The organism is Shinella zoogloeoides (assembly GCF_030733845.1).
Taxonomy (GTDB): Bacteria; Pseudomonadota; Alphaproteobacteria; order Rhizobiales; family Rhizobiaceae; genus Shinella; species Shinella zoogloeoides_C.
The window spans coordinates 925,033-950,071 of record NZ_CP132311.1; the positions used below are offsets into that span (position 1 = coordinate 925,033).

General features: G+C 68.1%; 28 protein-coding genes. 27 read left to right on the forward strand and 1 reads right to left on the reverse strand.

Going from position 1 to position 25,039, the window contains the following annotated elements:
- The first annotated feature begins 42 nt into the window (after window positions 1–42).
- From Q9316_RS05530 to Q9316_RS05585, 12 genes are all read left to right on the forward strand, one after another.
- Window positions 43–657 (forward strand): hypothetical protein, encoded by a 615-nt coding sequence (locus Q9316_RS05530; protein ID WP_306034229.1) that lies wholly within the window; start codon window positions 43–45, stop codon window positions 655–657.
- A 286-nt stretch (window positions 658–943) separates the two neighbouring features.
- A complete protein-coding gene (locus Q9316_RS05535) occupies window positions 944–2,095 on the forward strand; it encodes a phage portal protein (protein WP_306034230.1) in 1,152 nt (383 codons plus the stop codon).
- A 411-nt stretch (window positions 2,096–2,506) separates the two neighbouring features.
- Window positions 2,507–2,815 carry a DUF6107 family protein gene (locus tag Q9316_RS05540; RefSeq protein WP_306034231.1) on the forward strand — a complete coding sequence of 103 codons (309 nt, stop codon included), beginning with the start codon at window positions 2,507–2,509 and terminating at the stop codon, window positions 2,813–2,815.
- A 101-nt stretch (window positions 2,816–2,916) separates the two neighbouring features.
- Window positions 2,917–3,474 carry an HK97 family phage prohead protease gene (locus Q9316_RS05545; protein ID WP_306034232.1) on the forward strand — a complete coding sequence of 186 codons (558 nt, stop codon included), beginning with the start codon at window positions 2,917–2,919 and terminating at the stop codon, window positions 3,472–3,474.
- Between the two features lie 16 nt (window positions 3,475–3,490).
- The gene (locus Q9316_RS05550; RefSeq protein ID WP_306034233.1) at window positions 3,491–4,741 is read left to right on the forward strand and encodes a phage major capsid protein; all 1,251 of its coding nucleotides are present in this window, start codon (window positions 3,491–3,493) and stop codon (window positions 4,739–4,741) included.
- 266 nt (window positions 4,742–5,007) lie between these two features.
- A complete protein-coding gene (locus Q9316_RS05555) occupies window positions 5,008–5,577 on the forward strand; it encodes a head-tail connector protein (protein WP_306034234.1) in 570 nt (189 codons plus the stop codon).
- Window positions 5,577–5,909, forward strand: a complete 333-nt coding sequence (locus tag Q9316_RS05560) for a phage head closure protein (protein WP_306034235.1) — start codon at window positions 5,577–5,579, stop codon at window positions 5,907–5,909. The genes Q9316_RS05555 and Q9316_RS05560 overlap by 1 nt, the downstream gene beginning before the upstream one ends.
- Window positions 5,906–6,313, forward strand: coding sequence for a DUF3168 domain-containing protein (locus tag Q9316_RS05565; protein WP_306034236.1), 408 nt, complete (start codon window positions 5,906–5,908; stop codon window positions 6,311–6,313). Before Q9316_RS05560 ends, Q9316_RS05565 begins: the two co-directional genes overlap by 4 nt.
- A 27-nt stretch (window positions 6,314–6,340) precedes the next feature.
- The gene (locus Q9316_RS05570; RefSeq protein WP_306034237.1) at window positions 6,341–6,748 is read left to right on the forward strand and encodes a phage major tail protein, TP901-1 family; all 408 of its coding nucleotides are present in this window, start codon (window positions 6,341–6,343) and stop codon (window positions 6,746–6,748) included.
- Complete coding sequence (locus tag Q9316_RS05575; protein WP_306034238.1) at window positions 6,748–7,089, forward strand: gene transfer agent family protein; 342 nt, start codon at window positions 6,748–6,750, stop codon at window positions 7,087–7,089. Before Q9316_RS05570 ends, Q9316_RS05575 begins: the two co-directional genes overlap by 1 nt.
- Window positions 7,090–7,160: 71 nt before the next feature.
- Window positions 7,161–7,325, forward strand: a complete 165-nt coding sequence (locus Q9316_RS05580; RefSeq protein ID WP_371877962.1) for a phage tail assembly chaperone — start codon at window positions 7,161–7,163, stop codon at window positions 7,323–7,325.
- A complete protein-coding gene (locus Q9316_RS05585; protein WP_306034239.1) occupies window positions 7,309–7,902 on the forward strand; it encodes a phage tail tape measure protein in 594 nt (197 codons plus the stop codon). The genes Q9316_RS05580 and Q9316_RS05585 overlap by 17 nt, the downstream gene beginning before the upstream one ends.
- 148 nt (window positions 7,903–8,050) lie before the next feature.
- Here Q9316_RS05585 and Q9316_RS05590 read toward each other — a convergent pair whose 3' ends face one another.
- On the reverse strand, window positions 8,051–9,019 hold the full coding sequence (locus Q9316_RS05590; RefSeq protein ID WP_306034240.1) for an IS110 family transposase: 969 nt from the start codon (window positions 9,017–9,019) through the stop codon (window positions 8,051–8,053).
- 327 nt (window positions 9,020–9,346) lie between these two features.
- Here Q9316_RS05590 and Q9316_RS05595 point away from each other — a divergent pair, with 327 nt between their 5' ends.
- The 15 genes from Q9316_RS05595 (at window position 9,347) to Q9316_RS05665 (ending at window position 25,038) form a co-directional block, all read left to right on the forward strand.
- On the forward strand, window positions 9,347–9,982 hold the full coding sequence (locus tag Q9316_RS05595; RefSeq protein ID WP_306034241.1) for a DUF2460 domain-containing protein: 636 nt from the start codon (window positions 9,347–9,349) through the stop codon (window positions 9,980–9,982).
- A complete protein-coding gene (locus Q9316_RS05600; protein ID WP_306034242.1) occupies window positions 9,979–10,869 on the forward strand; it encodes a DUF2163 domain-containing protein in 891 nt (296 codons plus the stop codon). The genes Q9316_RS05595 and Q9316_RS05600 overlap by 4 nt, the downstream gene beginning before the upstream one ends.
- Entirely contained in the window at window positions 10,862–11,302 is a 441-nt protein-coding gene (locus tag Q9316_RS05605) for an NlpC/P60 family protein (protein WP_306034243.1), read from the forward strand. The genes Q9316_RS05600 and Q9316_RS05605 overlap by 8 nt, the downstream gene beginning before the upstream one ends.
- Before the next feature lie 3 nt (window positions 11,303–11,305).
- Complete coding sequence (locus tag Q9316_RS05610) at window positions 11,306–15,142, forward strand: baseplate multidomain protein megatron (protein ID WP_306034244.1); 3,837 nt, start codon at window positions 11,306–11,308, stop codon at window positions 15,140–15,142.
- Window positions 15,143–15,156: 14 nt separating this feature from the next.
- On the forward strand, window positions 15,157–15,363 hold the full coding sequence (locus Q9316_RS05615; RefSeq protein ID WP_306034245.1) for a hypothetical protein: 207 nt from the start codon (window positions 15,157–15,159) through the stop codon (window positions 15,361–15,363).
- Window positions 15,364–15,444: 81 nt separating this feature from the next.
- Window positions 15,445–15,696, forward strand: coding sequence for a hypothetical protein (locus tag Q9316_RS05620; RefSeq protein WP_306034246.1), 252 nt, complete (start codon window positions 15,445–15,447; stop codon window positions 15,694–15,696).
- A gap of 41 nt (window positions 15,697–15,737) precedes the next feature.
- A complete protein-coding gene (locus Q9316_RS05625; RefSeq protein WP_306034247.1) occupies window positions 15,738–16,409 on the forward strand; it encodes a response regulator transcription factor in 672 nt (223 codons plus the stop codon).
- Window positions 16,399–17,817, forward strand: coding sequence for an ATP-binding protein (locus tag Q9316_RS05630; RefSeq protein WP_306034248.1), 1,419 nt, complete (start codon window positions 16,399–16,401; stop codon window positions 17,815–17,817). Before Q9316_RS05625 ends, Q9316_RS05630 begins: the two co-directional genes overlap by 11 nt.
- Window positions 17,818–17,925: 108 nt before the next feature.
- Window positions 17,926–18,360, forward strand: coding sequence for a hypothetical protein (locus Q9316_RS05635; protein ID WP_306034249.1), 435 nt, complete (start codon window positions 17,926–17,928; stop codon window positions 18,358–18,360).
- A gap of 161 nt (window positions 18,361–18,521) precedes the next feature.
- Window positions 18,522–19,661, forward strand: coding sequence for a c-type cytochrome biogenesis protein CcmI (gene ccmI, locus Q9316_RS05640; RefSeq protein ID WP_306034250.1), 1,140 nt, complete (start codon window positions 18,522–18,524; stop codon window positions 19,659–19,661).
- Complete coding sequence (gene ccmE, locus Q9316_RS05645; protein ID WP_306034251.1) at window positions 19,658–20,107, forward strand: cytochrome c maturation protein CcmE; 450 nt, start codon at window positions 19,658–19,660, stop codon at window positions 20,105–20,107. Before ccmI ends, ccmE begins: the two co-directional genes overlap by 4 nt.
- Window positions 20,104–22,089: a heme lyase CcmF/NrfE family subunit gene (locus Q9316_RS05650; protein WP_306034252.1), complete on the forward strand. Its 1,986-nt coding sequence runs from the start codon at window positions 20,104–20,106 to the stop codon at window positions 22,087–22,089. Before ccmE ends, Q9316_RS05650 begins: the two co-directional genes overlap by 4 nt.
- A complete protein-coding gene (locus Q9316_RS05655) occupies window positions 22,086–22,544 on the forward strand; it encodes a cytochrome c-type biogenesis protein (RefSeq protein ID WP_306034253.1) in 459 nt (152 codons plus the stop codon). Before Q9316_RS05650 ends, Q9316_RS05655 begins: the two co-directional genes overlap by 4 nt.
- Before the next feature lie 134 nt (window positions 22,545–22,678).
- Window positions 22,679–24,244 carry a Do family serine endopeptidase gene (locus tag Q9316_RS05660; RefSeq protein WP_306034254.1) on the forward strand — a complete coding sequence of 522 codons (1,566 nt, stop codon included), beginning with the start codon at window positions 22,679–22,681 and terminating at the stop codon, window positions 24,242–24,244.
- Between the two features lie 110 nt (window positions 24,245–24,354).
- Complete coding sequence (locus Q9316_RS05665) at window positions 24,355–25,038, forward strand: response regulator transcription factor (protein WP_306034255.1); 684 nt, start codon at window positions 24,355–24,357, stop codon at window positions 25,036–25,038.
- Window position 25,039: the final 1 nt, after the last annotated feature.

The window sequence follows — 25,039 nt, forward strand, 5'->3', positions numbered from 1 at the left end:
TTTGCGTCCGGAATTGCGGAAGGCTCAAGAACTTTAGGGAACATGGCGATGATCGAACGCAGGGCGTTTTTCGACGGCGTGCGCGGAGCGCTCTATGGCGGGCGGCTGCGCGGCGGGCAGGTGGAGGGACTGACGGCGCTGCTCGACCGGTTCGAGCGCGGCGGCGGGCCGGACGACCGGCGCTTCCTCGCCTATATGCTGGCGACGGCCCATCACGAGACGGGCGGGCGTCTGCAGCCGGTGCGCGAGACCTTCGCCGCGACGGACGGGGCGGCGATCGCGCGGCTCGACCGGGCGTATGCGCAAGGGCGCCTGCCGCAGGTCGCCGTGCCCTATTGGCGGCGCGACCCGCACGGCACGAGCTGGCTCGGCCGGGGGCTGGTGCAACTGACGCACCGGCGGAACTACCGGCGCATGGCCGATCTCACCGGCATCGACCTCGTCACCCGGCCGGAACGGGCGATGGAAATGGCGGTGTCGGTGGAAATTCTTTTTTGCGGCATGCTGAAGGGCGCCTTCACCGGGCACAAGCTGGCCGACTATTTTTGCGGGACCCGCGCCGACTGGGCCGGTGCGCGGCGCATCATCAACGGGCTCGACCGCGCCGAGCGGGTGGCGGGCTACGGGCGGGCGTTCCTGGCGGCGCTGGGCGGGTAGCAGGCGTTTTGCCGTGCGGCTGCCGCAGGCTCTATGAAGGCAAGACATTTCATGTCGGCGCAGCGTTGCGGTTGTTCCCTTCTCCCCTCGGGGAGAAGGTGGCCCGCAGGGTCGGATGAGGGGGTGTCTACGGCATCCCCCTCATCCCGCTGCCGCGACCTTCTCCCCGAGGGGAGAAGGGGCAGGAGGCGCCCTCCGTTTTCCATTTGCCCGTTTGTCGAGTGACCGGCGGGGCAGAAGGCGGGTTGCTGCGAACAATCGCATTTTCACAAGATCCGAGGACATCATGAAGCTACCATCCTTCCTTTCGCGGCGGCGCCAGGCGGCGGCGGAAACCAAGGCGTCGGGCTTTTTCGCGCTGACGGCCGAGGGCCGGGCGCACTGGTCGAGCCGTTCCTATGCCTCGCTGTCGCGCGAGGGGTTCATGAAGAACCCGGTGGCGCACCGGGCGGTGCGCATGATCGCGGAAGCGGCGGCCTCGGTGCCATGGCTGGCCTATGAGGGCGAGGCGGAGCGGCCGGACGACGGCCGGCTGGCGCTGCTTTCCCGGCCGAACGGGCGCATGGCGGGCACGGATTTCTTCGAGACGCTCTACGGGCACCTGATGCTCTCCGGCAATGCCTTTGTCGAGGGCGTGCGCATCGGCGAGGAGCTGCGCGAGCTGCATCTGCTCAGGCCCGACCGGATGCGCATCCCTGAGGGGCGGGACGGCTGGCCGGAGGCCTACGAATACCGCACCGGCAACCATGTGCGCCGGCATATGGCGGGCGACGGGGCGGCGGGCGAGGGGCAGGCGATCCTGCATCTCCGGCTCTTTCATCCGCTCGACGACCAGCTCGGCTTCGCGCCGCTGGAAGCGGCCTCCATGGCGCTCGACCTCTCCAATGCGGCGGCGATCTGGAACAAGGCGCTGCTCGACAATTCGGCGCGTCCCTCCGGCGCGCTGGTCTACCAGCCGAAGGAGGGCGGCAATCTCTCGCTCGACCAGTACGACCGGCTGAAGAGCGAGCTGGAGGAGGGCTATTCCGGGCCGGCGCGGGCCGGGCGGCCGATGCTGCTGGAGGGCGGGCTCGACTGGAAGGCGATGGGGCTCAGTCCCCGCGAGATGGATTTCGTCGAGGCGAAGAACGGCGCGGCGCGCGACATCGCGCTCGCCTTCGGCGTGCCGCCCATGCTGATCGGCATTCCAGGCGACGCGACCTATGCCAACTACCAGGAGGCCAACCGCGCCTTCTGGCGGCTCACCGTGCTGCCGCTGGTCGCCCGCACGGCGGCCTCCTTCGCGGTGTGGTTCTCCGAGGACGGCGAGGCGCTGCGTCTGGTGCCGGATCTCGACCAGGTGAACGGGCTGGTGGCGGAGCGCTCGGAGCTTTGGGCGCGGGTGGGGGCGGCGGGGTTCCTGACCGACGAGGAGAAGCGGCGGGCGGTGGGGTATTGAGGGGCGATGCGGGTGTGGCTGTACCCCCCTCTGCCCTGCCGGGCATCTCCCCCTCGAAGGGGGGAGATCGGCAAGGAGTGAGAGCCTTGCTTCATCTGTGACGCTGGAGATGCGCGAAACGCTGTTCCATCCAATCTCCCCCCTTGAGGGGGAGATGGCCGGCAGGCCAGAGGGGGGTAAACGCCGGCTAGAGATTTGAGCGATAAAACAATCGCTTGGGCCGGGAATGTGAATCACCTTGCCGCCTGCCGGATTCGATCCGTGAAGTCCTTGAATCGGATTTCGAGAAAAGCGGCGTAAAGGATTCATAGGATTCGAGGATTTCCCTCGCTGGTCCTGCATGTGCCGGCGCGCCTTCGGCCGCCTGGGCCGACCCTTCTGGATTTCGATAATAATCTGAAAGGCTTAACAATGGCTGACTTCGGAAACGACGGCGGGCTGTGGACGGCCCGGCTGCTGGGCGCGTCCGCGGGCGCGGCCGTCTCGCTCATCTATCTCTTGCCGAAAAGCCGCCGCGAGGCGGCGTGCCGGTTCCTCACCGGCCTTGCCTGCGGCCTCGTCTTTGGCGGGCCGGCGGGGCTGTGGATCGCGGTCCGGCTCGGCATCGCGGGCTATCTCGGGCCGGCGGAATTGCTGCTGACCGGATCGGCGGCGGCGAGCCTTTCGGCCTGGTGGGGGCTCGGCGTGCTGGCGCGGCTGGCGGAGCGGATGAGGCAGTAGGCGATAGCCAATAGGCAGTAGGCAGTAGGGATTGAGGGGGCACCGTTCCCTATTGGCTACTGCCTACTGCCTAACCCCTTTCCCAACCATCGGAGAGAGCAATGAAAACCGACGACCTGCCGGTCTGGCGGACGAAGAAATATGCCGACCTGACGCTCCAGGGCGTTTCCGGCGACGGGGTGTTTTCCGGCTATGCGAGCCTGTTCGGCGAGGTGGACCTCGGCAAGGACGCGATCGCGCCCGGCGCCTTCGTCCACTCGCTGGAAAAGCGCGGGCCCTCGGGCGTGCGCATGCTGTTCCAGCACGATCCGGCCGAACCGATCGGCCGCTGGCGCACGATCCGCGAGGACACGCGCGGGCTCTATGTCGAGGGCGTGCTTTCGCCCGGCGTGGCGCGGGCCCGCGAAGTGCTGAACCTCATGAAATCGGGCGCGCTCGACGGCCTGTCCATCGGCTTCCAGACGGTGCGCTCGAAGACCGAGCGGGGCAGCGGCGTGCGCCGCATCCTGGAGGCGGACCTCTGGGAGATATCGATCGTCACCTTCCCCATGCTGCCCTCGGCGCGGGTGTCGAACGTGAAGAATGCGCGGTGGTTCCGCGACCGCGAGACGGAGCTCGTGCGCATCATGCGCCGGGCGACCCGGATGATGAAACGCTAACGGAGAAGAGGAAGACATGACGCAGACGCAGAAGACCGCGCCGGAAATCAAGGCGGTGCCGGAAACGATGACCGCCGCCTTCGAAGACTTCATGGAGACCTTCGAAGCCTTCAAGGAAAACAACGACCGCCGGCTCGGCGAGATCGAGCAGAAGATGACCGCCGACGTGGTGACGCGCGACAAGGTTGACCGCATCAACCGCGCCATGGACGAGCACAAGCGCGTGCTGGACGGGCTGGCGCTGAAGAAGGCGCGACCGGCGCTCGGCGGCGGCGGCGAGGGCAGCCTCGAGGCGGCCGAGCACAAGGCGGCCTTCTCGGCCTATATGCGCCGGGGCGACGAAAGCGCCCTGCGCGCGCTGGAGGGCAAGGCCATGTCGATCGGCTCGGCGGCCGACGGCGGCTATCTCGTGCCGCCGGAGACGGACACGGAGATCGGCCGCCGGCTTTCCGCCGCCTCGCCGATCCGGGCGCTCGCCACCGTGCGGCAGGTCTCCGGCGCGGTGCTGAAGAAGCCGTTCGCGACCAGCGGCATGGCCTGCGGCTGGGTGGCGGAGACGGCCTCGCGGCCGCAGACCAACACCGCGCAGCTCGCCGAGCTCTCCTTCCCGACCATGGAGCTCTATGCGATGCCGGCGGCGACGGCCGCGCTGCTCGACGACGCGGCGGTGGACGTGGAAAGCTGGATCGCCTCGGAGGTCGACATCGTCTTCGGCGAGCAGGAGGGCACGGCCTTCGTCTCCGGCGACGGCACCAACAAGCCGAAGGGTTTCCTCAGCTATACCAATGTGGCGGATGCCAGCTGGAGCTGGGGCAATATCGGCTATGTCGCGACGGGCGCGGCCGGCGCCTTCAAGGCGAGCGGGCCGTCCGACACGCTGATCGACACGATCTATGCGCTGAAGGCCGGGCACCGGCAGAATGCCAGCTTCGTAATGAACCGCAAGACGCAGGCCGCGATCCGCAAGTTCAAGGACGCGGACGGCAACTATCTCTGGCGTCCGCCGGCAACGCCCGGCCAGCCCGCCTCGCTGATGGGCTTTGCCATCGCGGAGGCCGAGGATATGCCGGACGTGGCGGCCGACAGCTTCTCCATCGCCTTCGGTGACTTCCGCGCCGGCTATCTCGTCGTCGACCGCACGGGCGTGCGCGTGCTGCGCGACCCGTATTCCGCCAAGCCCTACGTGCTGTTCTACACGACCAAGCGCGTCGGCGGCGGGGTGCAGAACTTCGAGGCGATCAAGCTGGTGAAGTTCGCGGCAAGCTGAGGCTACCAGCGGGCGGGAAGACCCCTCCCCAACCCCTCCCCACAAGGGGGAGGGGCTTACCGTGCCTCCTTCCTGGCGTTCGATCTTTGAACGGCGGGCAAGCCTCCTGCATCTCCCCCCTTGTGGGGGAGATGCAGGCAGGCAGAGGGGGACTTTCTTCCGTTTCTTTTCCCTGCCACCGGCGGTCGTCCCCTGACGCCGGTGCCGCGGGCGCGGTTTTCCTCCCGGCCGCGCCCGCATCCCTCTTCTTTCTGGACAGGACGATCATGACCATCGCCGAACTCCTGCCGCCGGCCGGCGAGCCGATCACGCTCGCCGAGGCGAAGGCGCATCTGCGCCTCGACACGAACGACGAGGACGGGCTGCTGACGGCGCTCATCCGCACGGCGCGCCTCCATCTGGAAGCCGAGACGGGGCTCTGCCTCATCACGCGGCTGCTGCGCCTCTATCTCGACGGCTGGCCCGAAGGCAGGGTGATTCAGATTGCCAAGGGGCCGGTGCAAACCATTGAACTGGTGACGGTTTACGATGCCGCCGGCGCACCGGCGGAGGCCGACACGGCGGGCTATGTGCTCGACGGCGCGGCAAGGCCGGCGCGGTTGGTGCTGCCCGAGCGCCCGGCGACGGAACGCGCGGTCAACGGCATCGAGATCGATTTCACGGCCGGCTTCGGCGAAAGCGGCGCGGACGTACCGGACACGCTGAAGCGGGCGCTGCTGCTGCACGTCGCGGCGATGTTCGAGCTGCGCGGCGTGATCGCCCCCGACGACCAGCCGGGGGCGGTGCCCGCGGGCTACAACCGGCTGGTCGCGCCCTATCGCCTCAGGAGGCTGTGATGGCCAGGCTCCTCGATCCCGGATCGCTCAACGTGCGCCTGATGCTGGAGCGGCCGGTGGAAACGCCGGACGGACAGGGCGGCGCGACGGTGGGCTTTGCCGCGCTTGCGACGCTCTGGGCGCGCATCGAGCCCGTTGCCGCCCGGGCGGAGGAGGCGGCGGGAGCGCAGCGGATCGCGGTGACGCACCGCATCTGGCTGCGCCGGCGGGGCGACCTTGCCGGCGGCATGCGGCTGCGCAAGGGCGCGCGGCTGTTCGTCATCCACGCCTTCCGCGATCCCGACGAGACGGGGCGCTACATGCTCTGCGACTGCGAGGAGACCCGGCCATGAGCGCGGCATCCGCCCTGCAGAAGGCGATCTTCGCCCGGCTTTCCGGCGACGCGGCGCTGACCGCGCTTGTCGGCGCGAACGGCATCACGGACCGCCGGCTCGCCGAGCCGGCCTCGCCGCTGGTGGTGATCGCCGGCATCGACAGCACCGACCATTCGACCGCCACCGAGGCGGGCGAGGCGCACATGGTGACGCTGGAGGCCTGGTCCGAGGCGGCCGGGCACCGGCAGGCGCAGGCGATCGCCGCCGCGGTGCGCGCGGCGCTGCACGATGCGCCGCTGGCGCTGGCCGGCCATCATCTGGTGCTGCTCCTCCATCGCGACACGCGGCTGAAGCGCGACGGCAAATCCCGCTTCCACCGCGCCGAAATGCGGTTCCGGGCGGTGACGGAACCGAACGAGTAACCCGATTTAACGGAAAGGAACCTTGCCATGGTAGCACAGAAGGGGCGGGACCTCCTGCTCAAGATCGACAACGGATCGGGCTTCGTGACGGTCGCGGGGCTGCGCTCGAAAAAACTGGCGTTCAATGCCGCGCTCGTCGACGTGACGGATGCCGAATCGGCGGGGCGCTGGCGCGAGCTGCTGGGCGGGGCGGGCGTGCAGCGCGCGGCGGTCTCCGGCAGCGGCATCTTCAAGGACCAGGCGTCCGACGCGCTGGTGCGCACGCAGTTCTTTGCCGGCACGATCGCCAACTGGCAGATCGTGATCCCGGATTTCGGCACGATCGCCGGGGCGTTCCAGATCGCGGCGCTCGAATATTCCGGCGCCCATGACGGCGAGGTGCTGTTCGAGATCGCGCTGGAATCGGCCGGATCGCTCACCTTCGGTGCACCCTGATGGGCGCGCGGGCGAACCGGCATCGCGGCGAGATCGAAGCCGACTTCGGCGGCGAGCGGCGCGTGCTGTGCCTGACGCTCGGGGCGCTCGCCGAGCTGGAGACGGCCTTTGCCGTCGACAGCCTGGAGGGGCTGGCCGAGCGCTTTTCCACCGGCCGACTGAAGGCCGACGACCTCATCCGCATCATCGGCGCGGGCCTGCGCGGCGGCGGCAACCTCTTCGGCGATGAGGAGGTGGCGGCCATGCCGGTGGCCGACGGGCTGGCGGGCTTCGCGCGCATCGCCGCCGACCTGCTGCAGGCGACCTTCGGGACCGGCGAGGAGGCGCGAAACCCTCGGTAGCCGCATCCGGCCCGAGCGGCGGGAGCGCCGCCTTTCCCTGGAAGGCGGCGCTTCATGCCGGGCTCTGCCGGATGCGGCTGCCCGCAAGGGATTTCTGGGCGATGACGCCGCGTGAGCTCGGCTTCGCGCTCGGGCTGACGCGGCCTTCGCCGGCCGCGCCGGGGCGGGCGGCGCTCGCGGCGCTGATCGAGGCCTATCCCGACAAACAAGGAGACGACCATGCCGGACTGGAATGATCCAGCCTATCCGCTGGCCGGCGCGCTCGACGATGCCGAGCAGCTTTCGGCCATCTTCGAGGGCCTGGAGGCGCGCTCGCGCTCCTTCGGCTCGGCACTGACCAGTGCGCTGAAGGGCGCGGTGGTGGATGGCAAAGGGCTGGAAAGCGTGCTGCGCGGACTTGCGCTGCGCATGAGCGACATCGCGCTTTCGGTCGGGCTGAAGCCGCTCGAGGGACTGCTGAGCTCGGGCATTTCCACGCTCCTGGGCGGGGCCGCCGCCGCGACGCAGGGCGGCGTGACGGCCTTTGCGAAGGGAGGCGTCATTCCCTTCGCGAAAGGCGGCGTCGTGGCCGCGCCCACCTATTTCGGCATGGGCGGCGATCTCGGCCTGATGGGCGAGGCGGGAGCGGAGGCGATCCTGCCGCTCAGGCGCGGCCCCGACGGGGCGCTGGGCGTCACCGCCGGCGGCGGCAGCGGCGGCGCGCGCATCGTCTTCAACGTGACGACGCCGGATGCGGCAAGCTTCCGCAAGTCCGAGGGCCAGATCGCGGCCATGCTGACCCGCGCGGTGGGGCGGGGGCAGCGGAGTTTGTGAGCGCCGAGGCGTGGGTGGCCCCTCATCCGGCTACCCCTTCTGCCCGCAGGCGCCAGGGCAATTGCGTATGGAGTGAAACCGTTGCCTCTTCACCTTCTCCCCAGCGGGGAGAAGGTGCCGGCAGGCGGATGAGCATCTGTGTTGAAGGTCAAGGTGGATTTGGCGTCCAGCATCGATTTTGGGTAAGAAGCGTGTTGGCGAGGACGACGAGTTTTCGCATGACGGCGGTGAGAACGACCTTGGCCTGCTTTCCGTTGTCCTTCAGCCGTGTGGCGAAGGTTTTCATATCCGGATTGTAGCGGCAGGCCGACAGCGCCGCCATGTAGAGGGCGTTGCGCGGCGTCTTGCGGCCGCCACTGATCGAGCGCTGCCCCTGGCGCGCGCCACTGTCGTTGGCGATCGGCGCCAAGCCGGCCAGCATGGCCGCCTGCTTGGCATTGCAGTGCCCCAACTCGCTCAGGCCGATGACCAGGCAATGAGCCGTGACGGCGCCGACGCCGGGAACGGAGGTCAGGATTTCCACCCTGCGGCAAAGCTCGGGATCCTCGGCGATGCGCTGGGCGATCTCCTTGTCCAAGCTTTCGATATGCCGCTGCAAGGCTATGACCAGCTTGCCGAGCTGCTGGCGCAGGAAAGCACTATCCGTCGCTTTCAGGCGGTTCTTGTGCGCCGCCAGATCGGCTGCGGCCGCGCAGCGCGCATTGATCAGTTCGCCAAGTGTTTCCAGAAGCTTGTCGGGAGGCGCGGTGGGCGCTGGCTGCTGCATTTGCGAGAGAATGGCGAGAAAGCGGGCATCCAGCCGATCGGTCTTGGCCAAGTGGCCGCAGGCTCTGGCGAACATGCGGGCGCGATACGGATCGACGATAGCGACCGGAAAGCCGCTCTCATGCAGACTGCGATGGGCCAGTCGGTGAAACTTGCCCGTCGCCTCCATCACGGTAGAGGCCGGCTGCAGCCCGCGCAGTAGCCGCTTCAGCGCTTGCAGCCCGGCCTTGCCATTGGCGAGCCTGAGGTCGCGGCCCAGCGGATGCAAATGAATGTCGAGCCACTCTTTACAGACATCGACACCGACATAAACTGGTGCCGCGTTTGGTTTTGACGATACCTTGCCTTGCATGCGGGACTTGCTCCCCATCATCTGTTCAGGACAAACGCGAAGGACGGCCGGACCAAGCTCATCCCCGGTTCAAGCCAAGGGGGTCGCGGTCCCGACCGTCCGCACTCCGGCGGATGGCCATCCGCCGGAGTGCGCATCGATCATCAAGCAATCAATGCAAAATGAACATGCAAGGGGGGATGCCGCGGCCGGAAAAGCCAACGCATTCACCAGCACCACCCCCTCATCCGCCCCTTCGGGCCACCTTCTCCCCGCTGGGGAGAAGGGAGAACGGCAACGTCGAACACCGATGGGGGCGGCGCTGCGGCATTTTTCGGAGACATCGACATGGCAGGATTTCATGAGGTCCGGTTTCCGCTGCGGGTGGCGCTCGGCACCAGCGGCGGGCCGGTGCGGCGTACGGATATTGTCAGCCTTTCCAACGGGCGGGAGAACCGCAATCGCCGCTGGCAGGATGCGCGCCGGCGCTACGACGCGGGTTCGGGCGTGCGCTCGCTCGACGACCTCTACGCCGTCCTTGCCTTCTTCGAGGCGCGGGCGGGGCAGTTCCATGGCTTCCGCTTCCGCGATCCGGTGGACCACAAGTCCTGTGCGCCGGCCGCAAACGTCAGTGCCGGGGACCAGTTCCTCGGGGCGGCGGACGGCGTCACCGCGACCTTCGCGCTCGTCAAGCGCTATGCGGATGCCGGCGGCGAGGCGGTGCGCCGGATCGACAAGCCCGTCGCGGAAACGGTCGTCGTCTCCGTCGCGGGCAGCCTCGTGCCGGCGGCCGACTACACGGTGAACGGCGCGACGGGGACCGTGACCTTCAAGCCGGGCAAGGTGCCGGCGTCCGGCGCGGTGCGGGCGGGATTCGAGTTCGACGTGCCGGTGCGCTTCGATGCGGACCGCATCGATATCGATCTCGCGCAGTTCGACGCCGGCCGCATTCCCTCCATTCCGCTTGTGGAGATCAAGCCATGAGAAGCATTCCGGACGGGCTCCAGGCCCATTTCGACGGCGAGGTGACGACCTTGTGCAGCGCCTGGCGCGTGACGCGTCGGGACGGCACGGTGATGGGGTTCACCGACCACGACCACGACCTTTCCTTCGGCGGGCTCACCTATCTCGCCGCCTCCGGCTTTGCGGCGAGCGAGGCCGAGGACGGCAACGGGCTTTCCGCCGAGGGCGGGGATGTCTCGGGCGGCTTTTCGGCCGACGCCATCCGCGCCGAGGACCTTTCCGCCGGCCGCTACGACGGGGCGAAGGTCGAGGTCTATACGGTCAACTGGCAGGACCCGGCGCAACGCCTGCTGCTGCGGACCGCCGAGCTTGGCGAGGTGCGGCGCGAGGGCGGGCTTTTCCGCGTGGAGCTGCGGCGCCTGACGCACAGGCTGGACCAGGTGCGCGGGCGCATCTACGGCCGCCAGTGCGACGCGACGCTGGGCGATGCCCGCTGCGGACTGAACGTCGCCGTGCCCGCCTATCGCGGGACCGCCACGGTGAGCGCGGCGCCTGATGACATGCATGCGCGCGTGACCGGCCTTTCCGGCTTTGCCGAGCGCTTCTTCCGCCATGGCGTGCTCACCTTCACGAGCGGAGCGGCGGCCGGGCTTTCGGCCGACATCGAGGATCACCGCACGGCCGGCGGCGAGGCCGAGCTGACCTTCTGGCTGCCGGTGGCCGCCGGGATTGCCGCGGGCGATACGCTGGAGGTGACGGCGGGCTGCGACAAGCGCTTTTCCACCTGTAAGGCGAAGTTCGGCAACGGACTGAATTTCCAGGGGTTTCCGCACATGCCCGGCAGCGACTTCAGCTACGGTTATGCCGATGGCGGGACCGTGCACGACGGGAGCGCGCTCTATGAGTGAGCGTTTCGGCGAACAGGTCGTTGCCGTCGCGCGCGGCTTCATCGGCACACCCTACCGCCACCAGGGCTCGCTGAAGGGCGTCGGCTGCGATTGCCTGGGCCTCGTGCGCGGCGTCTGGCGGGAGCTTTACGGCGTCGAGCCCGAGACGCCGGCGCCCTACGCGCCGGATTGGGCGGAGCGCACCGGCGAGGAACGGCTGCTCGACGCGGCGATGCGCCATTGCGGGCCGGCCCTGCCGCTCGCCGCATTGCGGCCGGGCGATCTCCTCGTCTTCCGCTGGCGGGACGGTGTTGCGGCCAAGCATGCCGGCATCGCCGCGCCGGACGACCGCTTCATCCATGCCTACGAGCAGGCGGCGGTGATCGAATCGCCGCTTATTGCCTGCTGGCGCCGGCGCATCGCCGGCGTCTTCCGTTTTCCGGAGCATTGCTGATCCATGGCGACACTTCTCTTCCAGGCCGCCGGCGCGGCGCTCGGCAGCGTGTTCGGTCCGTTCGGCGCCATCCTCGGGCGGGCGGTCGGCGCGCTCGCCGGCTCGGCCCTCGACCGCTCGCTTGTCAGTGGCACGAAGACGATCACCGGCCCGCGGCTGGGCGACGCGCGCCTGCCCGGCGCCGACGAGGGCACGGCGATCAGCCGCGTCTACGGCACGGCGCGCATCGGCGGAACGCTGATCTGGGCGACGCGCTTCGAGGAGCGGGTGATCGTCGAGCGCGGCGGCGGCAAGGCGAGCGGGCCGCGGTCCGAGAGCTACCGCTACTGCGCCAACATCGCGCTCGGGCTTTGCGAGGGGCGGGTGGCCGGCGTCCGCCGCATCTGGGCGGATGGGCGCGAGGTCGACCTCTCGTCGCTGCATGTCCGCGTCTATACCGGCGATCGCGCGCAGCCGCCCGACCCGCTGATCGAGGCGAAGCAGGGGGCAGGCAACACGCCGGCCTATCGCGGGCTTTCCTATGTCGTGCTCGAGCGCTTCCCCCTCGACGCCTACGGCAACCGCATCCCCGTCCTCCAGTTCGAGGTCGTGCGGCCGATCGGCGCGCTGGAAGAGAAGATCCGGGCGGTGACCATCATTCCCGGCTCGACCGAGCACGGCTACGATCCGCGGCTCGTCACCGAGCGGCCGGGCGGCGGTTCGGCGCGCCACCTCAACCGCAACATGGTGCAGTCCTCGACCGACTGGCTCGCCTCGCTCTCCGAATTGCAGGGCGCGTGCCCGAACCTCAAGCGCGTCGCCCTCGTGGTCGCCTGGTTCGGCACGGACCTGCGCGCCGGGCATTGCCGGATCGTGCCGGGCGTGGAGACCTATGCGCGCTCGAACGAGACGTGGCCGTGGCGTGTTTCCGGCATCGGGCGCGGCAGCGCCTATCTGGTGAGCCGGAACGGCGGCGCGCCGGCCTATGGCGGCACGCCCTCCGACGCCAGCGTGATCGCGGCGATCCGTGACCTGAAGGCGCGGGGCCTTGAAGTCTATCTCTATCCTTTCGTGATGATGGACGTGCCAGACGGCAACACCTTGCCCGATCCCTATGGCGGCGCGCAGCAGGCGCCCTATCCCTGGCGCGGACGTATCACCTGCCACCCGCCCTCGGCGGACGGAACGGGCGCTGCGCGCGATCAGGTCCAGGCGTTCCTGGGCGGCGTCCATGCGGGGCATTTCTCCATTTCGGGCGAAAGCGTCGTGGCGCCCTCCGGCGACGAGGGTTTTCGCCGGATGGTGCTGCACTACGCGCTTCTGGCGGAGGTGGCGGGCGGCGTCGACGGCTTCCTGATCGGCTCGGAAATGCGCGGGCTTACGCAACTGCGCGACGGCGAGGGGCAATTCCCCTTCGTCAATGGCCTGTGCGACCTTGCCGGCGACGTGCGCTGGGTGCTGCGCGCCGGCACGAAGATCACCTATGCGGCGGATTGGAGCGAGTATTTCGGCTACCATCCGCCGGGCGGAAACCGCGAGGTGCGCTTCCACCTCGATGCGCTCTGGGCCCATCCCGCCATCGACGCGGTCGGCATCGACAACTACATGCCGCTTTCCGACTGGCAGGACGGCGACACGCTGGCCGGCAATCCCGATGGTTTCCGCCATGCGGAGGACGTGGCGGGCATGCGCGGCATGATCGCGGGCGGCGAGGGCTTCGACTGGTACTATGCCGGCGAAGTCGCCCGGCGGGCGCGCAACCGCACGCCGATCACCGATGGCGCGGCGGGAAAACCCTGGGTCTACCGCGTCAAGGACCTCGAAAGCTGGTGGACCAACCCGCATTACGACCGGGAGCCGGGCGGCGCGGAGGTGACGAGCCCGACCGCCTGGGTGCCGCGCTCCAAGCCGATCTGGTTCACGGAACTGGGCTGCCCGGCGATCGACAAGGGCGCCAACCAGCCGAATGTCTTCGTCGATGCCAAGAGCGTGGAGAGCGCGCTGCCCTATCACTCCGGCGGCGCGCGCAGCGATTCGATGCAGCGGCGCTTCCTCGACGCCCACCATGGCTGGTGGCAGGGCGGCGGGCCGGAGCCGGGCATGGTGGACCCCGACCACATCTTCCTGTGGACCTGGGACGCGCGGCCCTATCCGACCTTCCCGGAAAACCTCTCGCTCTGGGCCGACGGCGTCAACTGGCAGCGCGGGCACTGGCTGAACGGTCGCCTCGGCGCGGCAACGCTCGCCGACGTCATCGCCGCCATCCTCACCGATCACGGCTTTGAAGATTTCGACGTGTCGGGCGTGACGGGCGACCTGCAGGGCTTCGTGCAGGGCGAGCAGGCCTCGGCGCGCGGGCTGATCGAGCCGCTGATGGAGGCCTTCCAGATCGACGCGCTGGAGGTGGACGGCAAGCTCGCGTTCCGCTCGCGGCTCAAATCCGCTCTGCCGGCGGCGGAGCTCGACGTGCTGGCCGAGCGCCCGGACGAGGCGCCGTTCGAGGAGAGCCGCAGCCATATCAGCGATCTCTCGGGCGAGGCGATCCTCGACCATTTCGACGAGGCGGCCGGCTATGCGCGGGTGACCGCACGCTCCCGGCGCATGGCCGGCGACACGGACCGGGTGCTGCGCCTGTCGCTGCCGGCGGTGCTGCATGCGGACGCGGCGGCGGCGAGCGTCGAGACGGCACTGCGCGACCACCGGGCCGGCCAGCGGCAAGTCACCTTCCGCCTGCCGCCGACGGCGCTCGGCTTCACGCCCGGCGATGTCGTGCGGCTGGCGGCCGGTCCGGCGGGTCGCTTCCTGATCACCGGCATCACCGACGGACTGGTGCGCGAGGTCGAGGCGCGCGGCATCGCGGCCGGCGACAGCGCGGCGCCCGCGCCGGACGGCGGCGGACGGCCGGTGGACGGGCCCGGCCCGTCGGATGCCTTCGCGCCGGAGATCGTCTTCCTCGACCTGCCGGTGCTCGGTTCCGGCGCCGCGCAGGATTTTGCCCGCATCGCGGCCTATGCGCGGCCCTGGCGCTCCATGGCCGTCTCCAGTTCCGACGGCGGGGAGGGGTATCGCAGCCGCTTGCGCCTCGACCGGCCGGCGCGGATCGGCTGGCTCGTCGAACCGCTTGCGGCCGGCATTGTCGGCCGGTTCGATGCCGTGGGCGCGGTGATGCTCGAATTGCCGTCCGGCGGGCTCGCTTCGGCGGATTCGGTGAGCGTCCTCAACGGCGCCAACCGCATCGCCGTGCGCGCCGGCAACGGCGACTGGGAGATCATAGGCTTTAGGGACGCGAGCGAGATCGCGCCGCGGCGCTGGCGATTGACCGGACTGCTGCGCGCGCTGCACGGCACGGAGGACGCCATGGCGTCCGGCCTTGCCGCCGAGGCTGAGGTCGTGGTGCTGGACGATGCCGTCCAGCCGCTCGGCCTCGACGTCGAGGAGATCGGCCGGGCGTCGAACTGGATGGTCGACGCCGTCGGCGTCTCGGAAGGACAGGCGGGCCCGTTCACCTTTGCCGGCGGCCTGCGCGCGCTGACGCCGCTGTCCCCGGTACATCTTAGCGCCCGGCGCGGCGCGGACGGCATGGTGCGGTTCTCCTGGACGCGGCGCGGGCGGATCGATTCGGATAGCTGGCTTGCCGCCGAAATCCCGCTGGACGAACCGGTGGAGGCCTATCGCCTCGACATCCTCTCGGGCGGGACGGTGGTGCGCAGCATCGAGACGGCGACGCCGACCTATGCCTATCCGGCTGCGCAGGAGCTTGCCGATTTCGGCACGCCACAGACGGCCATCTCCATTCGCGTGCGCCAGCTCGGCCGCGCCGTGCCGCTCGGCCTGCCGGCCGAGGCGACGCTCATTCCCTGAAGAAAGGACGTGCCATGAACGATGTGAAAGCCTGGTACAAATCCCGCACCGTCTGGGGTGCGCTGATCGCGATTTCCGCCTCGCTCGCCCACGCGGCGGGCGTCGAGGTGACGACGGGCGAGGAGGGCGAACTTGCCGATCTCATCGTTGCGGCGGTGGGCGCGGTGGGCGGTCTCGTCGCGCTGATCGGCCGGATTTCGGCGCGCCGGCGCGTGATGTAAACCGCGTCCGGCATTCATTTGCCATTCAGCGAGGATCGTTTATTGCTTGCATCACAATGATCCGCATCTGAAAGTATGTTCATGGCTTCGCCACTTCTCATATCCGCGCTTGCGGCCAGCCTGATGCTCCCGGCACCCGTCGATACGGGCACCGCACGGGACGTCGTCGAGGTGGCCGGCGACTGCAGCAATGCGGCCGCGCAGGTGGTGGCCCAGACCGGCGGGGAACTCCTCTCCGCCAAACCGGACGGCGACAGCTGCGTCGTCACCGTTCTGGTGCCCGGCAATGGCAATGCGCGGCCGCGCAAGGTGACCGTCCGCGTGCCGATGTAACGGCCGGACGGCGGTAAAGACAGCAGATAGGAAGAGGGCGAATGCGCATCCTGGTGGTCGAGGACGATGTCAACCTGAGCCGGCAGCTCAGCGAAGCGCTGAAGGAATCGGGCTATGTGGTGGACCAGGCCTTCGACGGCGAGGAAGGCCACTATCTCGGCGATACCGAGCCCTATGACGCCATTATCCTCGATATCGGCCTGCCGGAAATGGACGGCATCACGGTTCTCGAAAAATGGCGCGCCGACGGCAAGGGCATGCCGGTCCTGCTCCTCACCGCCCGCGACCGCTGGAGCGACAAGGTGGCCGGCATCGACGCCGGCGCCGACGATTATGTGGCAAAGCCCTTCCATGTCGAGGAGGTCCTGGCGCGCATCCGCGCGCTGATCCGCCGCGCCGCCGGCCATTCCAGCCCGGATATCGTCTGCGGGCCGGTGCGCCTCGACACCAAGGGCTCCAAGGCGACGGTCAACGGCGAGACGCTGAAGCTCACCTCGCACGAATATCGCCTGCTCTCCTACCTCATGCACCATATGGGCGAGGTCGTCTCGCGCACCGAACTGGTCGAGCACATGTACGACCAGGATTTCGACCGCGATTCCAACACGATCGAGGTTTTCGTCGGGCGGCTGCGCAAGAAGATCGGCGTCGACCTGATCGAGACCGTGCGCGGCCTCGGCTACCGGATGCAAGCGCCGGCCAATGGAAAATAAGGCCAGGCGCTCCCGCTCGCTCACCTTCCGCGTCCTCTTCCTCGCCTCCCTCTGGGCCGCGGTGGCGCTCGTCGTCATCGCCGTCGTCATCTCGACGCTCTACCGGCAGAGCGCGGAGAAGAGCTTTCGCGATCTCCTGCGCGCCCAGCTCTACAACGTCATCAACACGGTTTCGGCGGGCGAGAACACACGGCTTGCCGGCACGCCGCAGCTCGGGGACCTGCGCTTCTTCCAGCCGCAATCGGGCTGGTACTGGATCGTCGAGCCGATCGGCGGAGCGCTGGAAGGCGAGGCGCTGACCTCATCCTCGCTCGGCACCGGCAGCATTCCCATCCCCGATACGGACAGCATACCCTTCGATACGCGCTACGAGCGCTTCTACACGACCATCGATTCCTTCGGGAACGAGGTGGAGGTGGGCGAGACGGAAGTGGTGCTCGACGACGAGGGCCGTACGGCGCGCTTTCGCGTCGTCGGCAACCGCGATGTTCTGGAAAAGGACATCGACGACTTCTCGGGCAGCCTCTATCTCGCACTGCTCGGCTTCGGTGTCGGCAGCCTGCTGCTCAACGCGGCGGCGATCCTCATCGGCCTTCGGCCGCTCGACCGGGCGCGCAAGGCGCTGGAGAAGATCCGGGCCGGCGAAAGCGAACAGCTCGACGGCGAATTTCCGAGGGAAATCCTGCCTTTGGCAAGCGAAGTGAATGCGTTGATCGACAGCAACCGGCGCATCGTCGAGCGGGCGCGCATGCAGGTCGGCAACCTCGCCCATTCGCTGAAGACGCCGATCGCCGTGCTGCTCAACGAATCGCGCCTGATATCCGCGCCGCAGGGCGATCTCGTGAAGACGCAGGCCGAGGCCATGCAGAGCCAGGTGCAATCCTATCTCAACCGCGCGCGCATCGCGGCCCAGCGCGAATCGGTGCTCGCCCGCACCGAGGCCCAGCCGGTGCTGGAGCGGCTGGTGCGGGTGATGCGGCGGCTCAATGCCGACAAGCAGTTTCCGCTGAAGGTCGATCCGCCGGGTCTCGTGCTGGCCATGGAGCAGCAGGACGTCGAGGAAACCGTGGGGAACCTTCTGGAAAACGCCGCGCGCCATGCGCGCTCGACGGTTTTTCTGCGTGTCTCGGCGGCGCCGGCCGACGTGCGCGGCAATGACGACGCGCGCAAGGGCTGGATCGTGATCGAGGTGGAGGACGACGGGCCGGGTCTCGAGCCGGACCAGATCCGCGAGGCGATGAAGCGCGGCAAGCGGCTCGACGAAAGCAAGCCGGGCACCGGGCTCGGCCTTTCCATCGTCAGCGAGATCGCATCCGAATATCAGGGAACCTTCGGACTTTCCCGAGGTTCCGGCGGCGGGCTGCTGGCGCGGCTCGTTCTGCCGGCCGTCACAAAGGATGTTGCCTGAGACGGCGGACAATGCAACAAGGGAGGGCTCGCGATAATGAGGATCGCGGGATTGACGAATTTCGGTGCGGCTTGCCGCCCTTTGCGTGAAGAGAGACGGTCCCAGCGGATGAAGACGGGTTTGCGCGGCGCCTTTTTCCCACTCCTTCTGGCAACAGTGACAGTTTCGGGATGCACGACCACGGCCGGCGGCAAGGGTGCGGGCGGCGGTATCATCTCGACCGGCCCGCAGGGCGCCGGCGTCTACATCACCGCCCTGCAGGGCGGTCTGGTCAGCCGCAACGCGTCCGCGCAGCTTTCCAAGGCGGACATGCAGCGCGCGCTGGAGGCCGAATACCGTGCGCTGGAGGCGGCCCCCGGCGGCCAGCCGGTCGTCTGGCAGGGGAGCGGCGTTGCCGGCTCCGTCGTCGCAGCCGCGCCCTATCAGGTCGGCTCGCAGAATTGCCGGCAGTACAGCCACACGCTGACGGTGGAGGGCCGCGACGCCACGACGCGCGGCGCCGCCTGCCGCAACGCGGATGGCGCCTGGACGCCGCTTTCTTAGGACCAGCCGCGCCCATTGCCGGCCTGAACCGAGTCCGGCTGGTACTCGCAACCCGGTTCTTGCGGCGTGATCGTTTGACGGTTGCGGCGAAACGCCTCAAATTCGCGTCATTGTGCCCTGGGGAATTGGAAACGTCCGCGCGTTCCAGTATTTGAACGGTCATGCTTTTCTGGATTCTTGTCGCCATCCTGACGGCAGCCGTTGCGGCCGTTCTCCTTCTCCCCCTGCTGCGACGCCCCGTGGCGGCCGCGGCCGACGCCAGTCATGACGTCGAGGTCTATCGCGACCAGCTCGAAGAGCTGAAGCGGGACGAGGCGACGGGGCTTATCGGGGCGAACGAGGCCGAGCTTGCCCGCGCCGAGGTCGCGCGCCGGCTGATCGCCGCCAGCAAGGCCGAGGCGAAGGAGCGGACAAGCCCGACCGAGCGTCGCAACCGGCTGGCGCAGCTCTTCGTCATCATCGCGCTTCCCGCCATCGGCCTCTGTCTTTATGTCGCGACCGGCCGGCCGGATCTTCCGGCCCAGCCACTCGCAGAGCGCCTCGCCAATCCCGGTAACGACATCAACGTCCTGATCGCCCGGGCGGAAAACCATCTGGCGCGCAATCCGGACGACGGCGCCGGCTGGGACCTCCTGGCGCCGATCTACTACCGCAGCGGCCGGATGGAGGATGCGGCGAACGCCTTTTCGCAGGCGATCCGCATCCTTGGCCCGAACACCGAACGTCTCGACGGCCATGCCGAAACGCTGATCGCGCTGTCGAACGGCATCGTGACGGCGGAGGCGCGCAAGCAGCTCGAACAGTCGCTGAAGCTCAAGGCGGACAATCCGCGCGCCAAGTTCTATCTGGCGCTGGCGCTGGAGCAGGAGGGCAAGAAGCCCGAGGCGCGCGCGGCCTTCGAGGCGCTGGCGAAGGAAACGCCGGCCGATGCGCCCTGGCTGCCGCTCGTCAAGCAGCATATCGCCGCGCTCGACGGCGGGCAGGGCGGCGAGGTGGCCGGCCAGCTCGGTAACCCGACCGCGGACGACATGGCGGCGGCCGAGGACATGTCGACGGGGGACCGCCAGCAGATGATCGCGGGCATGGTGGAGAGCCTTGCGGCCAAGCTTCAGGAAAATCCCGACAATTTCGAAGGATGGATGCGCATCATCCGTTCCTATGTTGTGCTGGATCAAAGGCCAAAGGCGGAGGCCGCGCTACAGACGGCGCTGAAGACCTTCCCGGCGGAGAGCGACAACGGCAAACAGCTTCTGGCACTGGCCCGGGACCTATCGATTTCGGCTGAGGGCAGCGGACAATGACACGCAAGCAGAAACGTCTGGCAGTGATAAGCGGCGGCGTCGCCTTCCTCGTGGCGGCGGTGCTGCTGGTCATGTTCGCCTTCAGCCAGTCGATCGCCTATTTCTACGTGCCGGGCGATCTCGCCAAGGCCAATGTGGCACCGGGCACGCGCATCCGCCTCGGCGGCCTCGTCGAAAGCGGAACCGTGAAGCGCGGCGAGGGCTCGACCATCACCTTCACCGTGACGGACACGCTGTCGACGGTGCCGGTGACCTATACGGGCATCCTGCCGGACCTGTTCCGCGAGGGGCAGGGCGTGGTGGCGGAAGGCGCCTTCGGCACGGACGGCCTGTTCGTCGCCGATACGGTGCTTGCCAAACATGACGAGACCTATATGCCCAAGGACGTGGCGGACCGCCTGAAGGCGCAGGGCGTCGAACTTTCCGGCAAGGAAACGATCAAATGATCATCGAGCTTGGACACTATGCCCTGGTTCTGGCGCTGGCGACGGTCATCGTGCAGTCCGTGCTGCCGCTGATCGGCACGATCCGGGGTGACCGCTCGCTGATGGCCGTGGCGCCCGCCGCGGCGCTTGCCGGTTTCCTGCTGGTGCTCTTCTCCTTCTCGGTGCTGACCTTCGCCTATGTCGTCTCCGACTTCTCGGTCGCCAATGTCTGGGAGAATTCGCATTCGCTGAAGCCGATGATCTACAAGATCTCCGGCGTCTGGGGGAACCACGAGGGCTCCATGCTGCTCTGGCTCCTCATCCTCGTCTTCTTCAGCGCGCTCGTCGCGACCTTCGGGGCCAACCTGCCGGAGCGGCTGCGGGCCAATGTGCTGGCGGTGCAAGGCCTCATCTCGGTCGCCTTCGCGCTCTTCATCCTGTTGACCTCCAATCCGTTCCTGCGACTTTCGCCGGCGCCGGCCGAGGGGCGGGACCTCAATCCGGTGCTGCAGGATATCGGCCTCGCGATCCATCCGCCGCTGCTCTATCTCGGCTATGTCGGCTTTTCCGTCTGTTTCTCCTTCGCCATCGCGGCGCTGATCGAGGGGCGGATCGATGCGGCCTGGGCGCGCTGGGTGCGGCCCTGGACGCTGGCCGCATGGAGCTTCCTTACCGCCGGCATCGCCATGGGCTCCTACTGGGCCTATTACGAGCTCGGCTGGGGCGGCTGGTGGTTCTGGGATCCGGTGGAAAACGCCTCGTTCATCCCCTGGCTTGCCGGCACGGCGCTGCTGCATTCCGCGCTCGTCATGGAAAAGCGCGAGGCGCTGAAGATCTGGACCGTGCTCTTGGCGATCCTCACCTTCTCCATGTCGCTGCTCGGCACCTTCCTCGTGCGTTCCGGCGTGCTGACCTCCGTCCACGCCTTCGCCACCGACCCGACGCGCGGCGTCTTCATCCTCGCCATCCTCATCGTCTTCATCGGCGGAGCGCTCTCGCTCTTCGCCTTCCGGGCGGCGACGCTGAAGGCCGGCGGGCTTTTCGCGCCGATCTCGCGGGAAGGCGCGCTCGTCCTCAATAACCTCATCCTGACAACGGCGGCGGCGACCGTCCTGACCGGCACGCTCTATCCGCTGGTGCTGGAGGCGCTGACGGGCGAGAAGATCTCCGTCGGTCCGCCCTTCTTCAACCTCACCTTCGGCTTGCTAATGCTGCCGCTGCTGCTGGCCGTGCCCTTCGGGCCGCTGCTCGCCTGGAAGCGCGGCGATGTTTTCGCGGCCGGCCAGCGCCTCTTCGCGGCGGTCGCCGCCGGTCTCGCGCTCGCCGCGGTGGTGCTCTACATCCAGAACGGCGGGCCGGTGCTCGCCTATTTCGGCCTCGCCATCGGCTTCTACATGATCGCCGGCGCCGTCACCGACCTCTGGCTGCGCGCCGGCATCGGCAAGGTCAAGGGCAACGTCGCCTTCCGGCGCTTCGTCGGCCTGCCGGGCTCGGCCTTCGGCACGGCGCTCGCCCATATCGGCATCGGCGTGACCGTGATCGGCGTGATCGCCGTGACGGCGTTCGAGACCGAACATGTCGTGGAAATGAAGCCGGGCATGCAGGTGGAGGCGGGCGGCTATACGCTGACCTTCGACGGCATGCGCCGCGGGCAGGGGCCGAACTACAGCGAGGAATCCGGCCATTTCACCGTAGCGCGCGGCGGCGTGACAGTCACCGACGTCTGGTCCTCCAAGCGCCTCTATACCGCGCGCCGCATGCCGACGACGGAGGCCGGCATCCGCACCTTCGGCCTCAGCCAGCTCTATGTCTCGCTCGGCGATGCGATGGCCGACGGCGGCATCGTCGTGCGCGTCTGGTGGAAGCCGATGATCCTGTGCATCTGGATCGGCGCGCTGATCATGATGGCGGGCGGCACGGTCTCGCTGTTCGACCGGCGCCTGCGCGTCGGTGCGCCGCAGAAGGCCCGCAAGGTCAAGCCCGCGCTGGGGGCGGCCGAATGATGCGCCGCCTGCTGCTGGCCGCGGCGTTCCTCGCCGCCGCCTTTCCCGCCTTGGCGGTCAATCCGGACGAGGTGCTCGCCGATCCGGCCTTGGAGGCGCGCGCCCGGGCGCTCTCGGCCGAGCTGCGCTGCATGGTGTGCCAGAACCAGTCGATCGACGATTCCAATGCCGAGCTCGCCCGGGACCTGCGTCTCCTGGTGCGCGAGCGGCTGAAGAACGGCGACAGCGACGAGGCGGTGATCGACTACGTCGTCTCGCGCTACGGCGAATTCGTACTGCTCAATCCGCGCCTGCGCGGCGAAACCCTGCTGCTTTGGGGCGCGCCGATCGTGCTCTTCCTCGCAGGGGCGACGGCGATGATCCTTTTCGTGCGCAAGCGCGGCGGGAAATCGACCGGAACGCCGCTTTCCGAGACGGAGAAGGTCGAGCTGGAGCGCGCGCTCAAGCGCGACTGAGGGCGGTGCGCCCGGAATTTCCCAACATTACGAAAAATTCATGCTGCGGATAGTGTGCCGTAATGTGAAGCGGCCTATCTCTCTTGGCCATCGGCTGCCGAGCGCAGCCATGAAAGCAGAGAAAAGGTGCAAGAATGTCCAAGATTTCAGCATTCCGTCCGGGCCTCAAGACCGTCCTGCAGACGTCCACCGTCGCCGGGCTTGCGGCCGTCATGCTTGCGACCGGCATTCCCGCGCGCGTCACCGAAAGTTTCGCGGAGGCCGTCACCGTCGAGGCCCCGCAGGTCGCGAGCTTCGCCGACGTCGTCTCGGCCGTTTCGCCGGCCGTCGTTTCCGTTCGCGTCCAGTCCGACGTCAAGCCGGCCAACGACGAGAGCAATTTCTCGTTCAACTTTGGCGGCCGCGGGTTCGACGACCTGCCCGAGGATCATCCGCTGAAGCGCTTCTTCCGTGAATTCGGCGGCCAGGACCAGTTCCACGGCGACCGCGGCCCGGATCGCCGCTTCGGCGACCGCCGCGGCCCCGGCCGCAAGCCGCATCTGCGCCCGAGCGCGCAGGGTTCCGGCTTCTTCATCTCCGAAGACGGCTATATCGTCACCAACAACCATGTCGTCAACGATGGTTCGGCCTTCACGGTCGTCATGAACGACGGCACGGAACTCAGCGCCTCGCTCGTCGGCAAGGACAGCCGCACGGACCTCGCCGTGCTGAAGGTCGACGAGAAGGACAAGCGCAAGTTCACCTATGTGAACTTCGCCGATGACAGCCAGATTCGCGTCGGCGACTGGGTCGTGGCTGTGGGCAATCCGTTCGGCCTCGGCGGCACGGTAACGGCCGGCATCATCTCGGCGCGCGGCCGCGACATCGGCTCCGGCCCCTATGACGACTACCTGCAGGTGGACGCCGCCGTGAACCGAGGCAACTCGGGCGGCCCGACCTTCAACCTCAACGGCCAGGTCGTCGGCATCAACACCGCGATCTTCTCGCCGTCGGGCGGCAATGTCGGCATCGCCTTCGCCATTCCGGCTTCCGTCGCCAAGGGCGTCGTCGCCGACCTGATGAAGGACGGCAAGGTCGATCGCGGCTGGCTCGGCGTGCAGATCCAGCCGGTAAGCCGTGACATCGCCGATTCGCTCGGCCTTGCGGATGCAGCCGGTGCGCTCGTCGTAGCGCCGCAGGCCGACTCGCCCGGCGCCAAGGCCGGCATCAAGAAGGGCGACGTGATCACCGCGCTCGATGGCGAGCCGGTCAAGGATCCGCGCGACCTCGCCCGCCGCGTGGCCGATATCGCACCCGGCAAGAAGGTCGATGTCGCCATTTGGCGTGACGGCAAGTCGCAGAACGTCTCGGTTGAGATCGGCACGCTTGCCGGCGAACAGATCCAGGCCGCGACGAGCCCCGACGAAGCTGTCCCGGAACAGGAGACCAGCGAGCAGGCGCTTGCCAATCTCGGCATCTCGGTGACCCCCGGCGATGACGGCCTGACGGTTTCCGCCGTCGATCCCGACTCCGACGCCAGCGAACGCGGCCTCCGGGAAGGCGACCGCATCACCTCCGTCAACAACCAGGCTGTGAAGTCTGCCGACGAGGTGCTGAAGGTGATCGAGGGCGCCCGCAAGGATGGCCGCTCCAAGGCGCTGTTCCAGGTCGAAACCAAGGATGGCAGCCGCTTCCTGGCGCTGCCGATCGACCAGGGCTGACCGGCTCCGCAGATCCCTGCCCACGGCGCCGCGAGATCGCAAGGTTTCGCGGCGCTGCCGTATCGGGGCTTCTGGTAAAGTCCCGCGCAACATGCTGTAAGGTCGGTGCGATGAAGATATTGATTGTAGAAGACGATCTGGAGGCGGCCGCCTATCTCTCGAAGGCCTTTCGCGAGGCGGGCATCGTCCTCGACCATGCGAGCGACGGCGAAAGCGGCCTGTTCCTCGCCACAGAGAACAGCTACGACGTGCTGGTCATCGACCGCATGCTGCCGCGCCGGGACGGGCTTTCGCTGATCTCGGAACTGCGCCGCCGCAACATCCACACGCCCGTTCTGATCCTCTCCGCCCTCGGCCAGGTCGACGACCGCGTGACGGGCCTGCGGGCCGGCGGCGACGACTACCTGCCGAAGCCCTATGCCTTCAGCGAGCTTCTGGCGCGCATCGAAGTGCTCGGCCGCCGCAAGGGAACGCCCGAGCAGGACATGGTCTACCGCGTCGGCGATCTCGAACTCGACCGGCTCTCCCACACGGTAAAGCGCGCCGGCAAGGAAATCCTCCTCCAGCCGCGCGAATTCCGTCTGCTCGAATACCTGATGAAGAATGCCGGACAGGTGGTGACGCGCACCATGCTGCTGGAGAACGTCTGGGACTATCATTTCGACCCGCAGACCAACGTCATCGACGTCCATGTCTCGCGGCTGCGCTCGAAGATCGAGAAGGACTTCGACCAGCCGCTGCTGCGCACCGTGCGCGGGGCCGGATACATGATGAAGGACGAGGCGGCGGGCTGAT